This window comes from Campylobacter sp. JMF_01 NE2 (assembly GCF_027737365.1).
Lineage (GTDB): Bacteria > Campylobacterota > Campylobacteria > Campylobacterales > Campylobacteraceae > Campylobacter_B.
The window spans coordinates 206,996-225,310 of the sequence record NZ_JAOVTR010000002.1 but is presented as its reverse complement, the minus strand read 5'-3'; the positions used below and the strand labels follow the sequence as shown (position 1 = coordinate 225,310).

Annotated in this window: 11 protein-coding genes; 4 read left to right on the top strand and 7 right to left on the bottom strand. The window is 41.3% G+C overall.

Translation table 11 applies throughout. The features are described from left to right. Nucleotides 1-68: 68 nt before the first annotated feature. The gene (locus OFO01_RS04370) at nucleotides 69-845 is read right to left on the bottom strand and encodes a MetQ/NlpA family ABC transporter substrate-binding protein (RefSeq protein ID WP_270858970.1); all 777 of its coding nucleotides are present in this window, start codon (nucleotides 843-845) and stop codon (nucleotides 69-71) included. A gap of 188 nt (nucleotides 846-1,033) precedes the next feature. Between OFO01_RS04370 and OFO01_RS04365 the strand changes: the two genes are divergently transcribed. Together OFO01_RS04365 and OFO01_RS04360 are read left to right on the top strand one after the other, a co-directional pair. Further along, on the top strand, nucleotides 1,034-1,681 hold the full coding sequence (locus OFO01_RS04365; RefSeq protein ID WP_270858969.1) for a ferritin family protein: 648 nt from the start codon (nucleotides 1,034-1,036) through the stop codon (nucleotides 1,679-1,681). Between the two features lie 94 nt (nucleotides 1,682-1,775). Continuing rightward, entirely contained in the window at nucleotides 1,776-2,606 is an 831-nt protein-coding gene (locus OFO01_RS04360) for a hypothetical protein (protein WP_270858968.1), read from the top strand. A gap of 422 nt (nucleotides 2,607-3,028) precedes the next feature. Here OFO01_RS04360 and OFO01_RS04355 read toward each other — a convergent pair whose 3' ends face one another. The 6 genes from OFO01_RS04355 to OFO01_RS04330 all read right to left on the bottom strand — a co-directional run bounded on the left by OFO01_RS04355 (nucleotide 3,029) and on the right by OFO01_RS04330 (nucleotide 10,478). Then, nucleotides 3,029-4,264 (bottom strand): zeta toxin family protein, encoded by a 1,236-nt coding sequence (locus tag OFO01_RS04355; protein ID WP_270858967.1) that lies wholly within the window; start codon nucleotides 4,262-4,264, stop codon nucleotides 3,029-3,031. A gap of 39 nt (nucleotides 4,265-4,303) precedes the next feature. After that, the gene (locus OFO01_RS04350; protein ID WP_270858966.1) at nucleotides 4,304-5,134 is read right to left on the bottom strand and encodes a ferritin-like domain-containing protein; all 831 of its coding nucleotides are present in this window, start codon (nucleotides 5,132-5,134) and stop codon (nucleotides 4,304-4,306) included. Nucleotides 5,135-5,146: 12 nt separating this feature from the next. Next, nucleotides 5,147-7,162 carry an ATP-dependent helicase gene (locus OFO01_RS04345; RefSeq protein WP_270859215.1) on the bottom strand — a complete coding sequence of 672 codons (2,016 nt, stop codon included), beginning with the start codon at nucleotides 7,160-7,162 and terminating at the stop codon, nucleotides 5,147-5,149. 215 nt (nucleotides 7,163-7,377) lie between these two features. Next, nucleotides 7,378-8,715, bottom strand: coding sequence for a M48 family metalloprotease (locus OFO01_RS04340; RefSeq protein WP_270858965.1), 1,338 nt, complete (start codon nucleotides 8,713-8,715; stop codon nucleotides 7,378-7,380). 12 nt (nucleotides 8,716-8,727) lie between these two features. Next, nucleotides 8,728-9,321, bottom strand: coding sequence for a LemA family protein (locus OFO01_RS04335; protein ID WP_270858964.1), 594 nt, complete (start codon nucleotides 9,319-9,321; stop codon nucleotides 8,728-8,730). A 65-nt stretch (nucleotides 9,322-9,386) separates the two neighbouring features. Then, complete coding sequence (locus OFO01_RS04330) at nucleotides 9,387-10,478, bottom strand: D-alanine--D-alanine ligase (protein ID WP_270858963.1); 1,092 nt, start codon at nucleotides 10,476-10,478, stop codon at nucleotides 9,387-9,389. A gap of 124 nt (nucleotides 10,479-10,602) precedes the next feature. Between OFO01_RS04330 and OFO01_RS04325 the strand changes: the two genes are divergently transcribed. Together OFO01_RS04325 and OFO01_RS04320 are read left to right on the top strand one after the other, a co-directional pair. Continuing rightward, entirely contained in the window at nucleotides 10,603-12,999 is a 2,397-nt protein-coding gene (locus tag OFO01_RS04325) for a transglycosylase domain-containing protein (protein ID WP_270858962.1), read from the top strand. A gap of 72 nt (nucleotides 13,000-13,071) precedes the next feature. Beyond that, nucleotides 13,072-18,225: an alpha-2-macroglobulin family protein gene (locus OFO01_RS04320; protein WP_270858961.1), complete on the top strand. Its 5,154-nt coding sequence runs from the start codon at nucleotides 13,072-13,074 to the stop codon at nucleotides 18,223-18,225. Nucleotides 18,226-18,315 lie beyond the last annotated feature (90 nt).

The window sequence follows — 18,315 nt, the reverse complement described above, 5'->3', positions numbered from 1 at the left end:
TGTAAATATATGCGTAATATGATAAAAAATGCGAAATTTAGCCTACGAATTCGTAGGCTAAATTTGGATTAAAACGACGGAACAATCGCGCCTTTGTATTTTTCCTCGATAAATTTTTTCACACTTTCGCTTTGAAGTGCGCTATCAAGGGCTTTGATTTTTGGTAGGTTTTCATTGCCTTCTTTGACGACGACGATGTTTGTGTATGGGTTGCCGACTGCTTTTTCGATGAAAAGCGAGTCTTTAACTGGGTTTAAATCCGCGTTGAAAGCGAAATTTGAGTTGATTACAGCGATATCGACATCATCAAGTGTGCGAGGCAAATTTGGACCTTCAAGCTCTAAAATTTGGATATTTTTAGGATTTTTGGTTACATCTAAGGCTGTGCGGAGCTCTACATCTTTGCTAACCTCGATTAATCCTGCATCCGCAAGCACATCAAGAGCGCGAGATTCGTTTGTAGGGTCGTTTGGCACAGCTACTTTGGCGCCGTCTTTTAAATCTTTTAGATCTGTGATTTTTTTGCTATAAATTCCCATCGGTTCTAAATGCACGCCAACTGTTGTTTTGAGTTTTGTGCCATTTTTGGCGTTAAATTCCACTAAATATGGCTCGTGTTGGAAATAGTTCGCATCCACGCTGCCGTCATCTGTGGCTAAATTTGGAGTAACATAGTCGTTGAAAACTTTGACTTCGAGCTCGTATCCAGCGGCTTTTAGCTCTGGTGCGATATGCTCTAAAATTTCAGCATGTGGCACAGGAGTAGCTGCGACAACTAATTTTTCTGCCAAGGCAAAACTTACAACGCTTGCACTAAGAAGTGTAGTTAGAAATAATTTTTTCATTTCTTTCCTTTGATGAGAATTTAAAAAGGGCGATTTTATCATAAAATTTGGGCGCAAAACACAACAATTATTAAATTTATATGTAAATTTGTATTTGAAATTTCACTTCTAAATAATAATTTTTATTAAGTAGAGTTTAATGAGCTTTTGGTTATCATAAATTTTGAATTTTTGATAAAGGAGAGAGTATGAGACAATACGAAACATACAAATGCGACAAATGCGGCTGCGAAGTCGAAGTGCAAAAAGTAGGCGAGGGCGCAGTTTTGACATGCTGTGGAGAGCCGATGAAATGTATCACAGAGGATTTGACACAGGTAAATTTAATGAAGGCGTTTGCTGGCGAATCACAAGCTAGAAACAAATACGATCTTTACGGCGATTTAGCCAAAGAAGCTGGATTTCACGCTATCGCGCGCCACTTTTACGAAGCGGCTGAAAATGAAAAATGGCACGCAAGAGCCGAGCTTAAAGCTCACCACGCAGCAGCGGGAATTCCGCTAGATAAAATGGATAAAAACCTAATCGACGCAGCAGCTGGCGAGAGATACGAGCATGAGAGTATGTATCCTGCGTTTGCTCAAATCGCGACAGAAGAGGGTAAAAAAGAGGTCGCAAGGCTATTTAACGCTATCGGCAAGGTCGAAGTCGAGCATGAGCGCGAATACAACGAGCTTCAAAAAATCTTGCTTGAAGAGGGATTTTTTGAAAGTTTTGACGAGGAAGTTTGGGTTTGCGAAGTGTGTGGTCATGTCCATCGTGGCAAAAAGGCCCCAGGCGCGTGTCCTTTGTGCAAAGCACCAAAAGAGTATTTCAAAAAACAAAGATTAGTTTAATCCTTAAAATTCTGACGCCAAAAAGCGTCAGAATTGCCAAATTTTACTCAAAATTTCACTATAATTCGCCCTAAATTTTACAAAAGGAAAATTTATGAAAAAGCTGCTTTTTTGTGCGATTTTTGGTGCAGTATTGGCTCACGCAAACTTCCTTGATGAGGACATTAGGCTCTGCGATGAGGGTAGGGCTAGCAGTTGCGATTTTCTTATCAACTACTACAAAAGCGCCGAGCAAGAAAAGCACCGCAAAGCTTATGAAATCGTCGCCAAACTTTGCCTAAATGGCGATGATAGCAAGTGTGAAATCATCCGTTCTGAGGAATTTTTTGGCGGTGATCGCAAACGTTATGCCGAAATTTTGGAGAAAAGTTGCGATGAGAAAAACATCAAAAGTTGCCTGTTTTTATTAGAGGATTATCCGATGTGGTCGGACCCCGCACCAAGGGTGCAAAGCGTGTATGATAGGCTGTGCAAATTCGGTGCGCTGCAAGATTGCGATAAACAAAACCTCGATTTTAGCGATGTTAGGGACTTGCGCAAAGCTCACGATATCGCAAGAGCTGCAAGGAAGCTAGAAACGCTTCCAAAAGAGCTGAAAAAATCTGCCCAAAACAAGCTTGACGCCGCAAAATTTGATGATATGATTGGGGCTGAAAATTTCGCTAGCGAGGAAAATTTGGCGCGAGTAAAGCAAAAATGCGAGGAGAAAAACAGCTCTTATTGCGCACTTTTGGGCTATTTTTACGAGGTGCGCGCCAAGGCTAGCACTGATAGCGATGATGATTTTTACGAGTTTAACGCTGCGTCGATGAAATTCTACAAAAAAGCCTGCGAGTATGGGGAGTGGGACGATTGGGATACGGGGCATTATTGCAGGGGATACGACGGGGCTATATTTTATCGCCGTATGCGTGCAGGAGAGTGAAAGCTAGGCAAAATTCGGCGAAATTTTGATTTTGCCAAATTTTGTTTTTTAAATTTTGCAAAATTCTAAAATTCTGCTTATGCAACTTTAAAATACTGTGCCGAAATTTTGCTTTTTATTTTGAAAGGAAAATTTTGCTTTCAAGCGTCATTGCGAGGCGATGAAATCTCCGTGGTAATCTAGGGAATACCAAAAATTTTAAAATATAAAATTTAATTAGAATTTCAAATTTTTGATTATTAAGCTAAAATTTGCATTTTAAATTTCAAAATTTTTTGGAATTTTACTAGATTGCTTCGTCGCTTTGCTCATCGCAATGACATTTTGGGCGAAATTTCGGCACAGTATCAGAGATTGCACTCAGCGAATTTTGCATAAAATTTCAGACGCAGTATCTGCAAAAAAACAAAATTTGCCAAATTTTACTCTCTTGTAAAAACTCTGATATTATCCGCAAATCCGCTATCTTGCACTATTTTAAGATTTTCATTTAGTTTGGATACGACCAAATCGTGGTGAGATTGCACGACATAGCGAGCCTCTTGCGGGCAGAGTTTTTTCCAAATTTCATAGCGTTCGTTGCAAGATTTCCAGCTAAGCTCGCCGTCGCAAGTTTGGATTAAAACTTCCGTTTTGTAACCTGCGGTTTTGAATTTTTTAAGCGTGTAAATTGGTGTATCAGCTGTGCGAAAAGTCCCCTCAATAGCGATATTATAGCGTTCTACGATTGCTTTATTTATGATTATTTCTGTAAGTTTTGCGCAAAACTCGGCTGTTCGCTCTGCCATTTTTTGGCTATCAAGGGCGCAAATTTGGGCGTAGTAGGGGTGGTATTTGCGAAACTCATCGCCGTTTATGACAACGCCATTTTCGCCTAGCTCGTTAAGGGCTAGGCGGAGCATATTTGCCTTACCAGCTCCTGGCTGACCGCCTAAAACATAGGCTTTTGGGGCTTCGTTGCCAGCTTTTGCGAGTGGATTTTTATCCAAAATCACCTCAGCCCATACATTTTGGCTCACTCTTTGGGCGAAAAATTCGGCGTTTTCGTTGATTTTGGCTATGTCGCAGAGCAAATTTTGGCTAATTTCTTTATCTTTATAGGCTTGCAAAGTCGCAGAATTCGTGGTTGTGCCGCCGTCTATGGATTTTATGAGCCTTGCAAGATTTGGCATTTGACTTGCGATATTTCTAAGCACATTTTTTATCTCATCATCGCTCATATCGTATTTTGAAAGAAACATTGTGCGAGCGACTTTCTCATCTGCGTAAAATTTGTGATAATCAAAGTTTTTATCTTGCGTAGGTCTGATTAAAATATCGAATTTAGCGAATTTCTCTTCTAATTCGTCAAAGAAGTTTTGCAAATTTTGCCCGTAAATTTCTCGCAATTTTTCTGCAAAAAATTCCAAAAACAAGCCGTGAGTATTAAATGAAACTTCCCGCCCCATTAGCTTCATATCGTATTCTTCGCGGATTTGCTCGATTTTTTCAGCCGTTTTTTCAAAATCAATGCTTTCATGTTCGCTCATTAAAATTTGATGATAAATTTCGCCCATTTTTTTGCTATCACTTCTCATTTCCTCGTCCCTATCTGCGGGGAATAAATGCCCAACACAAGCGTATTCGAGTAAAACATCTCTTTGCATTAACGAAGCCATTTTTTAATCCTTTAAGTTTTGATAAATGCGATTTTATCGCTATTTGGTAAAATTTTGAGCTTGAAGCTCTTTGATTTTTTCTATCTCTTTTGGCGAGTAACCTGCCTTTAAACGGGCGGTTTCGTTTATCGCGCGAGTGGTTTTAAAGGCTTTTGGGTAGTGGCGCATAACGATTTCGAAAAAACACTCCGAGCTAACTCCCAGCCTAGCGCACTCGTATCTAAACCACTTATCGCCTTTGCTCACATGCGAAACTTCCTCGCGCAAAATCATCTCCAAAAGCGGCCGCAATGGCCTTTTATCCGGCATTTCATCAATATGCGAAAGCAGATAAAAGTTCGCATCTAGCCCGCCAGCCTCCAAGTGCCTAGGCACCACTGCCATGCGCTCAATTAGCGAGTGCTGAGTTTTTTTCAGCGCCTCAAATAGTCCGTCATGCACGCTAAAATCGCCGTAAGAAAAGCCTGTTTTTTCTAGCTCGGCATTTACGAGCGAAAAGTGCCTCACCTCATCTTCTGCCACTTCTAGCCAATCAGCGTAAAATTCGCGTGGCAGTCCCGCGAAACGATAACACGCATCGAGTGCCAAATCAATTGCGCTGTATTCGATATGCGCCACAGAGTGCAGAAATAGGGCGTTTTTATCGACATTTTGTTTTTTTAAATTTTTGTTTTGGATTTTTATATCTTTGACCTGTGAAATTTGGGCGAATTTTGCATAGCTAGGATTTTCGAGTGGATTTGGCTCAAAATTTGGCTCAAATTCTACTTCGTTTTTGCAAAATTTTGCGTAAAATTTTGCAAATTTTTCTATTTTTTCGTTAGGACTGCCAGCGTTTAAAATTTCCCAAATTTCTGCGTGAAAACTCATTTTAACCCCCATTTACGCCATACCAGCTTCGACTAAAAAACAGCTTGGCTGATAGTTTATTTTGCGAATTTTATCAAATTTCGCGTAGCTTAGATAGAGCTCATTTCGCGCCCTAGTCACCGCGACATAAAATAGTCGTCGCTCCTCATCTAGGCTGCCGCCCATGCCCATTAGCTTCAAATTTGGGAAGCGATTTTGCGCCAAATCCACCAAAAACACGCTATCAAACTCCAAACCCTTGCTAGCATGCACGCTTAGCAGATTTACGCCTTCGCCCTCGCTCATTTCCTTCGCGCCAAGTGTGATGAAGTTATAAAAACTCCCCGCGTCCTTGTATTTGCTCGCAATCCCGCCTAAAATCGCTACTTTGTTGTAAATTTTCTCATTTTCGTTCGTTTTGCGATCGGAATCGATTTTGCCGTTTTTGAGCGTGGCTCTGTGAGTGGCGATATTACCTGCGATTATGGCAAAAAGCTTTGAGGATTTTATCAAATTCACTAGCTCGCCGGCGCCGAAATTTGGGCTAAATTTGCTAAATAGCGTGTATAGTTCGTGCAAAATCACAGCTGCGCTCTCGTTTAGTTTGTTGTATTTTAGCACTGGATTTTTGGCGAAATTTTCGCTAAATCCAAGCGTGCTAAACCGCTCTAAACTCGCCTGCAAATCCATATCGTCAAAAAGTCCTAGCTGATAATTTCGCTTTTTTTGCTCGTAAATTTTCGCACTCATATCAGGGCGCAAAAAGCCATCTTTGATATTTCCGCCACCAAGCGCGATTAGCGCGTCGAAAATCTCCTTGCTAGTGGCGTTTCCCACGCCTTTGGCATACTCTAAAATCCCAAGAAATGCCATCATATCCTTTGGGTTTATCAGCGCGCCGAAAATATCCATAAACGCCTTTATTTCGCGACTTTCGAAAAAACTCGTGCTGCCTTTGCGCTTCGCGCCGATTCCTAGCTCTTTGAGCGCGACCTCGATCCCGTCAGCCGAGGAATTGTTGCGAAAAATCACCGCAAAACTCTCAGGCGCGCGCCCACTTTGCTTGATTTGCTGTGCGATATGGCCGTATTGTGACATAATCTCATCATAAACATGCAGTTTTGGCGCGCTAAATTTGCCCGTGCGCCCCACGACTAGCTTTTTGTCATACAGGCGCGGATTGTTTGAAATGACCTTGTTTGCAAGGGCTAAAATTTGGCTAGATGAGCGGTAATTTATGTTTAGCGTGTAAATTTTCGCATCGCTAAAACGGGTGCCGAAAGAGCCGATTATATCGATATTCGCGCCGTTAAAGGCATAAATGCTCTGGTCGAAATCGCCCACGCAAAAAAGGCTTTTTGTCCTAAATGCGTCGATTAGTGAGCCTTGAAGCGAGTTTGTATCTTGATACTCATCGACTAAAATTTCATCATAGTATAGTGGCGCGCCCTTGCGCAGTTCGTGGCGCATTTTAAGCAGTATGTCGTTAAAATCGGCGTAGTTAAAGCGGGCTTTTTCCTCTTCAAATTCACGCAAAATATCCTCGTAAATTTCGCTAAATTCAGCCTGATCTTCAAAATTTCTAGCAAACCACGAGCCAAAATTCTCGCCTGTTTGTTTGTTTTGAAAGAGCGAGTATATGTCGTATAAATACGCACCGCCATACGGCCTAGTGTCGCTGATATGGTAAAATTTGCGATTTTCTACGATACTTTTTAAAAGCGTTTTTAGCTCGCTTGGTTGCTTTAAAATCACACCCTTGCCAAGCTCGCGCAAAAGTGCGTAAGATACCGCGTGGAAGGTGCCTGCGGTGATTTTGGCGGTGATTTTTTTGTCAAAATAGCGATTTAGCCTCGCAATCATTTCGCTAGCTGCCTTGTTTGTGAAGGTTAGAAGCAAAATTTTGCTTGGATTTACGCCAAGGTGCAGTAAATGCGCAATGCGCGCTACAATGGTGCTAGTCTTGCCTGTGCCTGCGCTTGCGATTACGAGATTGTGGCCAAAAGGCGCAGTCGCGGCGGAGTATTGTTCTTGGTTTAAATTTGATATCGCGTTCAAAATTTTCCTTTAAAATCGTAGATTATAGCCTAAATTTATTATAAAAAAATTAGCCCTGCGCCTAAAATTTGGCGTAAATTTGGGCGTGAAATTTAACCAAAATTTGCAAAATTTAAAATTTAACCAAAATTTGCGAATTTTAAAATTTAGCCTAAATTTAACGCACGAAATTTAGCGCGAAATTCGACGCGAAATTTAGCCTAAACTCACGCGCCCATTTCTTTTAGCTTTTTTATCCGTGATTGCAGGCTAGGGTGCGTGGCGAAAAGCCCAGAAAATGCGGGCAAGAAAAACATGTGCGCGCAGGCTCTGGCGTTTGTGTTTTTGATATGAAAATTTGCGAAATTTCTTAGTGGATTTGCGCGAAAATTTCGCATGTCATCTGTGTTTATACTGCCCCTTTGGCGCGTTTTTGAGGAAAAATATCTGTTTAAATTCGGCTTTTTTTCATCTTTTGGGGCTTTAAAATCCTTTTTGCCGATTCCGTCGTGATAGGCTTTGTTGAATTTTTGTATCATAAAAAGCTTATCAAGCGCCTTTTTGATCCCCAAAGGATTGCGCGTGTATTTGGCTGCGCTAGCGTCTGCTAAAAACTCTTTTTGCCTAGAAATCGCGCTTTGGATAAGTTCGGCAAAAACCTTACCCAAAAGCCCAAGTAGCCAAAATATGACGCCCACAAGTATGACTATGGCGATCCCGCTTCCTTTGGAGTTTCTGCCACTTCTACCCCTGCCAAATGCCCTTAAAATCTCATATCCGATGAAGCTAAGCGTGCCAAGTGCGCCAATGACGCTAATTAGCCTAATATTTAGCTCGATATCATCGTGAAATGCGTGCGAAAACTCATGCGCGATTACCCCTTGCATTTCGTCTCGGTTAAATGTCCTCATCGCCCCAGCCGTGACAAAAATCGCGATTTTTTCGCTATCTTTGCCAAAATTCTCCCCGCTTGCCATGGCATTTACGCCATTTTCGTTTTTCATGATAAAAACCCGTGGCATGCCCACACGCGAGGCAATCGCCATTTCTTCGATTATGTTAAGCAGAATTTTTTCGGAATTTTTGGCTGTGTGGGGGTGAATTTCTGTGGCATCAAGCCCCTTTGCAAGGCTAGAAATGTCTGTCGCCTCAAAATGGCGTTTTTTGATATAGCTAAATACAATCACGCAGATTAAAAGCACAGATAAAAGTAACGGCAGGGCGTAATCCGTGCCCTCGCCAAGGGCAAAATTTTTGTAATTTAAAAAATCAAAAAATAGCGCGTATGAGAGCCAAAAAACCTGCACCAAAACGCTTGCAAAGACAAAATTTAGCCACGCAACCTTGCTTTTGGCTAGTTTTTGGTGCTCGTTTATGCTGTGAGATAGCGAGGCTGTTTTGCCAAGGAAAATGCGCGTTATGGCAAACAAAACCGCGCTACACGCCAAAACACACAGATAATACCCGCACTTTGGCGTGCAGGAAATCTCATTTGCGCTTAAAAAATGGCAAAATTTTTCAGGTAGGTAAAAAATCGCTAAATTTAGCGCAGACAACGCCTTCACAAAATTTCTCGCTTAAAACTCGATTTTTGGGGCTTTTTGGATATTTTCCTCTTTGAATTCAAGCAGGGCTAAATCTTTGTGAAATTTAGGGAAAAATCCGACTAAAATATTGTTTGGAAAGCTTTGTTTATAGGTGTTAAAGTCCGTCGCTGCGTCATTGTAAGACTGCCTAGCAAAGCCGATTTTATTCTCAGTAGAGGTGATTTCCTCGCTTAGATGTAGCATATTTTCGCTAGCTTTTAGCTCTGGGTAGGCTTCGACTTGGATATTTAGCCCATTTAGCGCGCTTTTTAGCTCGTTTTCTGCGCTTGCTAAATTTCGCATATCGCTATCATTTAAGCCGTTTTGTTTAATGCGTTCTAATGCGCTAGTTGCGCGGTTTCTGGCATTTACGACATTTTCTAGGGTCCCTCTTTCATGCGCCATGTATTTTTTGACAACTTCGATTAAATTTGGGATTAGATCATATCTGCGTTTTAGCTGGACATCGATTTGTGCAAAGGCGTTTTTGGCTTCGTTTAAAAGTGCGACAAGTTTGTTGTAAATACCAATGAGAAAAATTCCGACAAGAATTAAAATAGCTAAAATTACTAGCAAAATACTCATTTTTTATCCTTTTATTAAATTTGGCTAAATTTCACGCTAAATTTGGAATTTAGCGTGAAATTTGATTATTTGTTTGCTGCGATTTGCGTAACCAAATCGTAGGTTACTGGGATTTTTTTGTATTGTGGCAAAGATGTAGAAAGCCCGTCGATAATCGCGCCAAAATCGTTAAACAAATAGCTTGCAAGAGCCGCTGGGACGGGGTTGATTTCGTTTAGATAGATTTCGTTATTAAACACGAAAAAGTCGCATCTGATGATCGAGCCCTCAAATCCGCTGTTGTAAATTTTAGCAAACGCATCTTTCATCTTATCTGCGATTGAAATGCCCACGGTTTGCTCTGTCACGGTGTTTGGTTGGGTGGTGTCGATGTATTTGCGACCAAAGTCTAGGAAGTCTTTTTTCACAGGTTGGCCAAATTTTGAAAATACAATTTCGCCACCTATTTTACAACCCGCTAGGCTGTATTCTTTGACATCTTTGACGAAAGGCTCGACGATGACCTCGCTATCTAGCTTAAAGACCTTGTCGATGATTTTATCGAGCTCCATATCGCTATTTACGATACTAGCACCGATACTGCTACCTAGGTGAGCTGGTTTTATGATGACAGGGTAGTTAAAAGACGGCAAACTCGTGCGCTTTAAAACTGCGTAATTAATCGCTTTAACCCCTGCGTTTTTGGCTAAATTTTTGGTTAAAATTTTATTATGGCTTACCGCACTTGCCTCTAATCTAGGGCCGATTTGTGGAATTTCGTAAAATTCTAAAAGTGAAGCTAGCTTGCCGTCGCAACCATCGCCACCATGGATCGTGTTGATACAAACATCGATTTCTAATCTGTTTTTTGAAAACATACCGCTTGTGTAAAATCCGCCATAAGAGAGGGTTAGCTCTTTGACCTTGCTGCCATAAGAAGTTTGAGATGAAAAACCGCCCTCAGCAGCGTCTGTGTTGGCAGAGTGAGACCTAGCAAAATTTCTAGCAAAGTAGCTTGCTACCATATTTCCCTCTTCGATTTCGAAAAATCTGCGGTTAGCGTCGCAGTAGATAAAGGCTAAATTTTTGCCTTTTAGTGCGTTTTTTACAGCGATTGCTGTGAGGATACTGACATCGTGCTCGTAGCTTTGTCCGCCAAAAATGATACCGTATTTCATAATAACTCCTTTGGGCTCTTTAAAGTGTAATTCAACTCTCGATTCTATAAAATTTATGCTTTATATTCTCTTTTTGTGTGAAAAATTTGAGTAAATTTATAAATTTTATAGATATAATATTTTTATGAAATTTATATGGTTTGTGAAATTTAGCGCATTTTTGGGCGCATTTTTGCTTTCGTTGTTTTTGATTTTGGATTTTTTATTTCCCCTAAATTTGGCTGGATTAAATAAAGAAAAGTCGTTAGTTTTGTATTCGAGCGAGGGTGAAATTTTAAATATGCAAATCAGCAGTGATGAGATTTGGAGGTTTTATGCCAGTAGCGATGAAATCCCACAGCGTCTAAAACAGAGCGTGGTGCATTTCGAGGATAGGTATTTTTACTACCATTTTGGCGTAAATCCATTTTCGATAGCACGGGCATTTACGCATAATATTTCGCAAAATTTTACGCATAAAAATGCAAATATAGCCAGAGTGGGTGCAAGCACCATTACAATGCAGGTTGCGCGTATGATGAACCCCAAAGAGCGCAGTTACAAAAACAAATTTATCGAAATTTTTAACGCCTTTCAACTCGAATTTCACTACACAAAAGATGAAATTTTGACAATGTATTTCAATCTAGCCCCCTATGGTGGCAATATCGAGGGCGTGGCGAGTGCTAGCTATTTTTATTTTGGCAAAAGCCTAGGTGAGCTTAGCAACGCTCAAATCGCGCTTCTTGCGGTTGTGCCAAAAAACCCGAACAAAAACCGCCTAGACCGCGCGAATTTGGATTTAAACTCGTTAAAAAACAGGCTGATTTCTAGCCTTTATAAGGCTAAAATTTTATCGCTTAGCGAATTTGAACGCGCTAGTAGCGAGAAATTTACCCCCACAAGGCACCCTGCGCCAAATTTCGCCCCGCATTATGCAATGCGCGCCTTTAAAAATGCGAAAAATTTAGGCATGGCAGGGCGTGCCGGCGCGAGTGAGGCTGTGGGTGCGCGTATGGGCGAAACAGCGAGCAAAACAGCTGGCGTGGCAGAGGGTGCGAGCGAAACAGCTACCGAAACAGCCACCGAAACAAAACGCGCGCGCGCAAGTTCTGTGGGGGGAACTAAACACGCACACACAGCGCAAAATGGCACAAATTTAATCCACTCAAATTTAAACAAAACCTATCAACTCACCCTTGAAAATTTCCTTAAATCAAGGATAAATGACCTAGCCAAATTTGGCGTCAAAAATGGCTCTGCAATCCTAATCGACAACGAAAAAATGGCGGTTGTGGCATACGCGGGTTCGCACGATTTTGGCGGATTTTTGGGGCAAAATGACGGCATAGTATGGGCGAAAAATGTAGGCTCCACGCTAAAACCATTTATCTACGCAAGAGCCCTTGAAGAGGGGCTTATCACGCCACGCCGTGAGCTAATCGACGCTCCGATTAGCTTCAAAAACTACTCCCCACGCAACTACAATCTAGGCTTTATGGGGGTTATTAGCGCAAATGAGGCGCTCGGATATAGCCTAAATATCCCGGCTTTGAAGCTTTTATTATCCCTTGGCGATGACGGGCTTTATGAGCTTTTGCTTCGTGCAAATCTCGCGCCGTATTCCAAAGAGCATTATGGGCTTGGGCTCGGGCTTGGCGGAATTAGCATAAATTTGCTAAATCTCACTCATCTTTACAGCGTTTTTGCAAACTCTGGCGAGTTAAAACCGCTAGAACTAGCAGGGGCAAAAGTTGGTCAGAGCGCGCAGATACTAAGCCCGCAAAGTGCGTATATCATCACGCAAATGCTAAAAAACGCCCCGCGAAGCTATCTTGGCTCTGTGTGGCAAAATACCAAAAACATGCCAGCTCTGATGTTTAAAACCGGCACGAGTGCCGACGGGCGCGACCTTTATACGATTGGCGTGACGCCAAAATTTAGCCTTGGGGTTTGGTTTGGCAATTTCAACGGCGAAAAAACGAGCGATATAAGTGGCGGGCTTAGTGCTGCGCGCGTGGTTTTTGATATGTTTTCTTATCTTTCAAACACAGGCGCGATAAATGCCGAATTTGCCCGTCCTAGTGGCGTGAGCGAAAGGGAAATTTGCGCTGATTTTTTCGTAGAAAAAGAGTGTAAAAAAATGGTGCGAGATTTGGTGATAGAGGGTGTAACTTTGCACGATGAGTGCGAATTTTACCGCCCTAGCGAGCTTTTTTATCTTTTGCAAAACGGCATAATCGACGCAAATACGACCAAAAACGGCAGGTGCAAGGATAAATTTGCCCAGATTAGCCCAGCCCTTAGCGATATAGATGGCAAAATTTACGAAGTGGGCGATAGTGGAGAGATAAATCTTAGTGCTTCTTGCACGGCTGTTTTTGGCGATGAAATCTTTATCAGCGTAAATAATAGCCCATACGAGGCGAAAAAAAATGGCGAGAATTTTATGCTAAATTTGGGCGCAGGCGAATATGAGCTTTCGTGTTTGGACGAAAACGCGAATTTTAGTGTGGCGAAATTTAGGGTAAAAAATCGCTAAATTTAAAAATAAAAAATTACCAAAATATAAAAATTTCACAATATAATTACGCGAAATTCTTAGGGGAAAATCATGGAAAAAATTTTAATCAAATTTGGGCTTTGTAGCGCACTTTGCGCTGGGTGGCTCTTTGGCGTGGAAACGCAGATTAATGATGAGAGCTTGGTTTTTAGTGGTGCAAAAATCGCGCCTTTTGGCATAAGCGAGGAGCAAATCGCAAAATGCGAGCCAGGGATTACTGGCGTATATGAGTATAAAAATAGCGCTGAAATAGAGTTTTATCCAAAGACCAAGCTAAATGCCAGCACTCGCTATAACTGCGAGATTGGCGGGGAGAAATTTAGCTTTACGACGGCTGAGTTTAGCGCGAGCGAGCTTAAAATACTGCGCCCAGGACTTGCAAAGATTAGCTTTAACGATAGCGTGAGCGAGGAGGGGGCAAAAGCAGGGATTAGGGTGTATTCACTGCAAAATTTAGCCAAAAACGATATTAGCTTTACCATTAGCGCACAAAATGATAGAAGTTTTTTGATTTCTTATGATGCTAAGCACTCAAATATCGTCATCGAAGCAGGCTTAGTAAAATCAAAAAACGGCGCAACGCTAAGCGCGCCAAAAATCCTAAAAGCAGATGAAGAGCCATTTAACGATAGCATAAACGCCTCAAACCTAGACGATGTCAAAATCCGCGAAATTAGCTTTAATGACGGCTCGTTTGGAGCGAGGCTGTATTTCCCACACTATGTCGATGACGCGAATTTAGCCAAATTTATCCGCGTTAATGGCGTGGGTAAATTTAGCCTTGGCGAGGCTAGATACAGATACTACGAAGATGAGCAAAAATACCCGCAAATCAGTGATAAATACTACTATCATGTAGATATCAAAAGCGCTGAATTTGTGCCAAATAAAAGCTATGAATTGCGCCTTTTAAAGGGCTTTGGCGATGATTCTAGGATAGTTAGAAATGAAATAAAGCTAAATTTCAAAACTGGCGATAGAAAGCCTTTTGTGCAGTTTAGTGATATGAAAAAATTTGTCCCTAAAAACGCAAATATCGCGATAAAAAGCTCAAATTTAAACGAAATTAGCATTAGCGTTTCAAAAATCAGTGATGAGAATTTCAGATATTTTCTAAATTTCGAAAGCAATTATCCGCACTCGCTAGCTAGCGAGGTTGTGAATAAAAAATTTGACATTGGCGGGGCGAAAAACGAGATTAGCGAGCATAAAATCGCTATGGATTTTAAGGGCTTTGAGGACGGCGTGTATGTGATAAATGCGCGTTACAAAGAGGGCGCTATAATGCGAACTATCACGCGCACAGCCTATATTAGCGATATTTCAGCTCAGGTTAGCATGGCTGATAGCGGCGCGCTAATCTATACTTCGCGCCTAAGCGATGCGAAGGCTTTGTCGCACGCTATTGTTAAAATTTACAATGACAAAAACGAGATGATTTTAGAAAAACGCACGAATAGTGACGGAATTTTGCTTGTAAATGACGCTAAATTTTTGGATAAAAATCCTAAATCTATCGAGATTACAGACGGCAAAGAGCGCGGGTTTGTGATATTTGACGAGGCTGTTTCTAGCAGGGAAGCAACTAAAAGTAACGCGCGGGCAATGGTGTATTTCGCTAGCGAGTTAGTAAGCCCAAATGAGGCACTAATCGGCTCTGTGGTGCTCAAAAAGAGCGATTTTACGCCGATTAAAAACACTCCGATTAAATACAAAATCACAGATCCTTACGGCGTGAATATCATCACTCGCGCGCTCAAAACCGACTCTTATGGCGCGCTAAATTTCAAAGAGAATTTGGGTGAAAAAAGCGGAAGTTATACCTTTGAGCTAATCTACGAGGATAAAATCATCGAAACCAAGAAATTTAGCGTCGAAAATTTCATACCAAACCGCGTGAAAAACGAAATTTTAACGAGCAAAGATGAAATTTACAAAGATGAGCTAATAATCGCAAATTTGATTTCAAACTACCTTGTGGGCGCACCAGCTGCAAATTTAGCCAGCAAAATTGAGGTAAAATCTTACGAAAAAGAGCTTAAAATCAGCGGTTTTGAAGGATACAGCTTCACAAATGCAAGACTTAAAAAAGAGGGCACATTGGAGGTAAAAAGCGAGGAATTTAGGCTGGATAATAACGGCAAAAAAGATCTCGTAATCGCTCCAAAGGCGCAGGGTGTCTCAAATGCGGCAAATTTGATGATGAATTTTAGTGTCCAAGACGGTGGCAAAAATGTCAGCGCGTATAAAATGCTAAGCTACTATCCATACGACAAAATTCTAGGAATTCGCGCAAATAAGGACTTCATAAGCAGTGGCGAGGAGGTAAAATTCGACCTTGCATTGCTAGATAGCCTTAGCAAAAAAGAGCAAAAAGGCAAGGTGGATTTAGAAATTTATCGCCAAGATTTCACTTACATTTACAATGGCGAGAGATATGTCGAGCAAGAGAGTTTTTCGCTTGTAGATAGCATTAGCGCGCAGGGCGCACAGATTGGGTATAAATTCGAAAATGGCGGTTCGTATATCGTAGTAGCAAACGACTACGCAAGCGGGGCAAGTGCGAGCGTGAGAGTCGATGTGAGCGGATATGGATATTATGGCAGGCTAAATGCCAAAGATGTCAATACCGCCCGTATAAATTTAGAAAAATCAAAATTAAAACCTGGCGAAATGATTAAAGGCGTGATTACTTCGCCTATCGAAAACGGCGTGCTAAATGTGGCTTTGATAGGAGAGGGCATCTATGATTATAAAATCACGCAAATTCGCGGAAACAGCGCAAGTTTCGAGCTAAGAGTGCCAGAAAATTTCACTGGCGGACACATTAGCGCTAGCATTTCACGCTCTGCCTCGGGCGCTGCTATGCCGCTTCGCACCTATGCAAATGTAGCTGTAAGCCTCGATGTGAGCGAGAAAAAACTCCCTCTTAGCCTGCAAAGCAAGTCTGAGTATAAAAACGGCGAAAAAGCCATAATCGTGGCAAAATCCGCGCCAAATTCTAAAATCACGCTTTATGCTGTGGATTTAGGGATATTAGACGCGATAAATCAAAAAGAACTAAATGCGTTTTTGTATTTTGATAAGCCGATATATTTCAGGCACCGATATTTCGATGTTTTCGATGATTTGAGTGTGTATAGCGCAAACGGCAAAGAACTAAGCTTTGGTGGCGATGAAATGCTAAAAAGTGCGAAGCGAAATTTAAGCCCAGTGCAAAACAAAAAAGATAAAAAATTTGTCAAAATGTATGAGGGTATCGCAAACGGCGCAGGTGAGGCTAGATTTGAGGTAGATTTGCCAAAACACTTTAACTCTATGATTCGCCTAAGTGCGCTAGCCCTTGATGATGAAGAAAAAATCGGCTGGGCAAATTCTCAAATCAGCGTCAAAGATGATATCGTCATCAAACCAGCTGATTTGACATACATGGTCAAAGGCGATGATATAAATATCCCGCTAACGCTCATAAATACGACAAATTCGCCAAAATCGCTAAATTTAAAGGCGAGTTTTAACGACGCAGTTCAAATTTCGCTTAGTGATGCAAATATCACGCTAGGCGCGCTAGAAGCAAAGAATTTGAAATTTAGAGCAAATGCGTTAGAGCTTGGCGAGGGCGTGGTGAGCTTGGAAGCGAGCGAAGAAAATGGGGCAAAATTTGAGTATGAGTTGAAATTTGATGTCATTTCGCAGTTTCCGCGCTCGAAATTTAGCGCCAGTGCTTATAGCGACGCGCCGATGAATTTTAGTCTGCCAGCTTCGTATAAAGATGTCTTTACATACATAGGCACTAGACCTAGCACTTATACGGTGGCAAGGGAGTTGGAGCGATATCCGTATGGTTGCACAGAGCAGATTAGTTCTAAAATTTTAGCCTATGATTTCTTCTACAAACGCGACCACGACGAGGCGATGAAGGGGGCTGTTTTAGAGCATGCTACGAAAATTTTATCAAGGCTTAAAAATAACGGCGAATTTGGGTATTGGAGCGCGCATGGCGAGACGAACGCATTTGCGTCGCTGTATGCTAGCGATGTGCTTTTGGATATGGACGCGAAATACAAAATCCTAACCCCAAAACAAAAAGAGCTGATTTTAAGGGCGCTAAAATCGTCATATTCTAGCGAGTCTAGCTTGCGATTGTATGCGGATTTCGTGCTAGATAGGGTAGGCGCATTAAGCGATGATGAGCTAAATTTCGTCTATGATAAAAAACTCTACGAAGCTAGCCCACTAGCGACATTTTCTATGCTCGCGATTTTGCAAAAACACAAAATGAGCGCGGAATTTAGTAAAATTTATAGTTCAAATTATAAATTTGATTATGCTAATAAAGATGCTAGTAAAATTTTTGCTAGTGAGGTTAGGGACGCTGGATTTGCTCTGTATGCCCTAGGAAGCGTCGGTATAAAAGATAGTGTCTTAGATACTTTGGCACAAAATTTAAGCCAAAATTTACAAGACATTTATAGCACGCAAGAAAGAGCGTTTGTGCTAAGGGCGCTGGAAGCGTATTTTGGCGAAGATGATAAGGGCGTGGGCGCAGATATAGTCGCAAACGGCCTTACGCAAAGTATCCAAACTCCGTCAAATTCAGTAATTATGCTAAATTCTAACGACAGAGAGATCAAAATTTCGCCAAAAAATGGCGAGAAAATTTTTGCTAATTTGCTTAGTTTTGGTTACGAACCAGTAGCACTTAAACATAGCCCGCTTAGTATAAACAACCACACAGGAAATTTGCACGGAATCAAACAGCTAGAAATCGTGCGTGAATTTGTCGATGAGGCTGGTAATGCGGTTTCGCTTGATAATCTAAAAGTAGGGCAGAGAATTTATTCTAAGATAAATTTCCGCTCAAATTTCTATATCAGAAATTTTGTGATTGACGAGGCGGCAAGCACCTGCTTTGAGATCGTCAATGAGCGCATAAATCCGGGATTTATAAGGCCTGAGAATTTGCAGGATAAAACTAGCTTCGAGCATAAAGAGATAATGTTTGATAGAGTGCTAAGCTTCCCGGTTGGTGGGGCGTATTATAAAGATACAAAAAACGGCAATGACTATACCGGCGTATTTTACACACCGCTTAATGTAGTGTATTCTGGTATGTGTGCCTTGCCGGCTGTGAGTATCACTGATATGCAAAACGAAAGCGTAATGGATTATGATTTACCGGCGCTAAATTTCAAAATTAAATAAATTTAACCTTAAAATTTAACTTACTTGTAGAAAATTTAACTACAAGTAAGTTCTTCCTTAACAAATTTTAAACAAAAAAACTATATAATT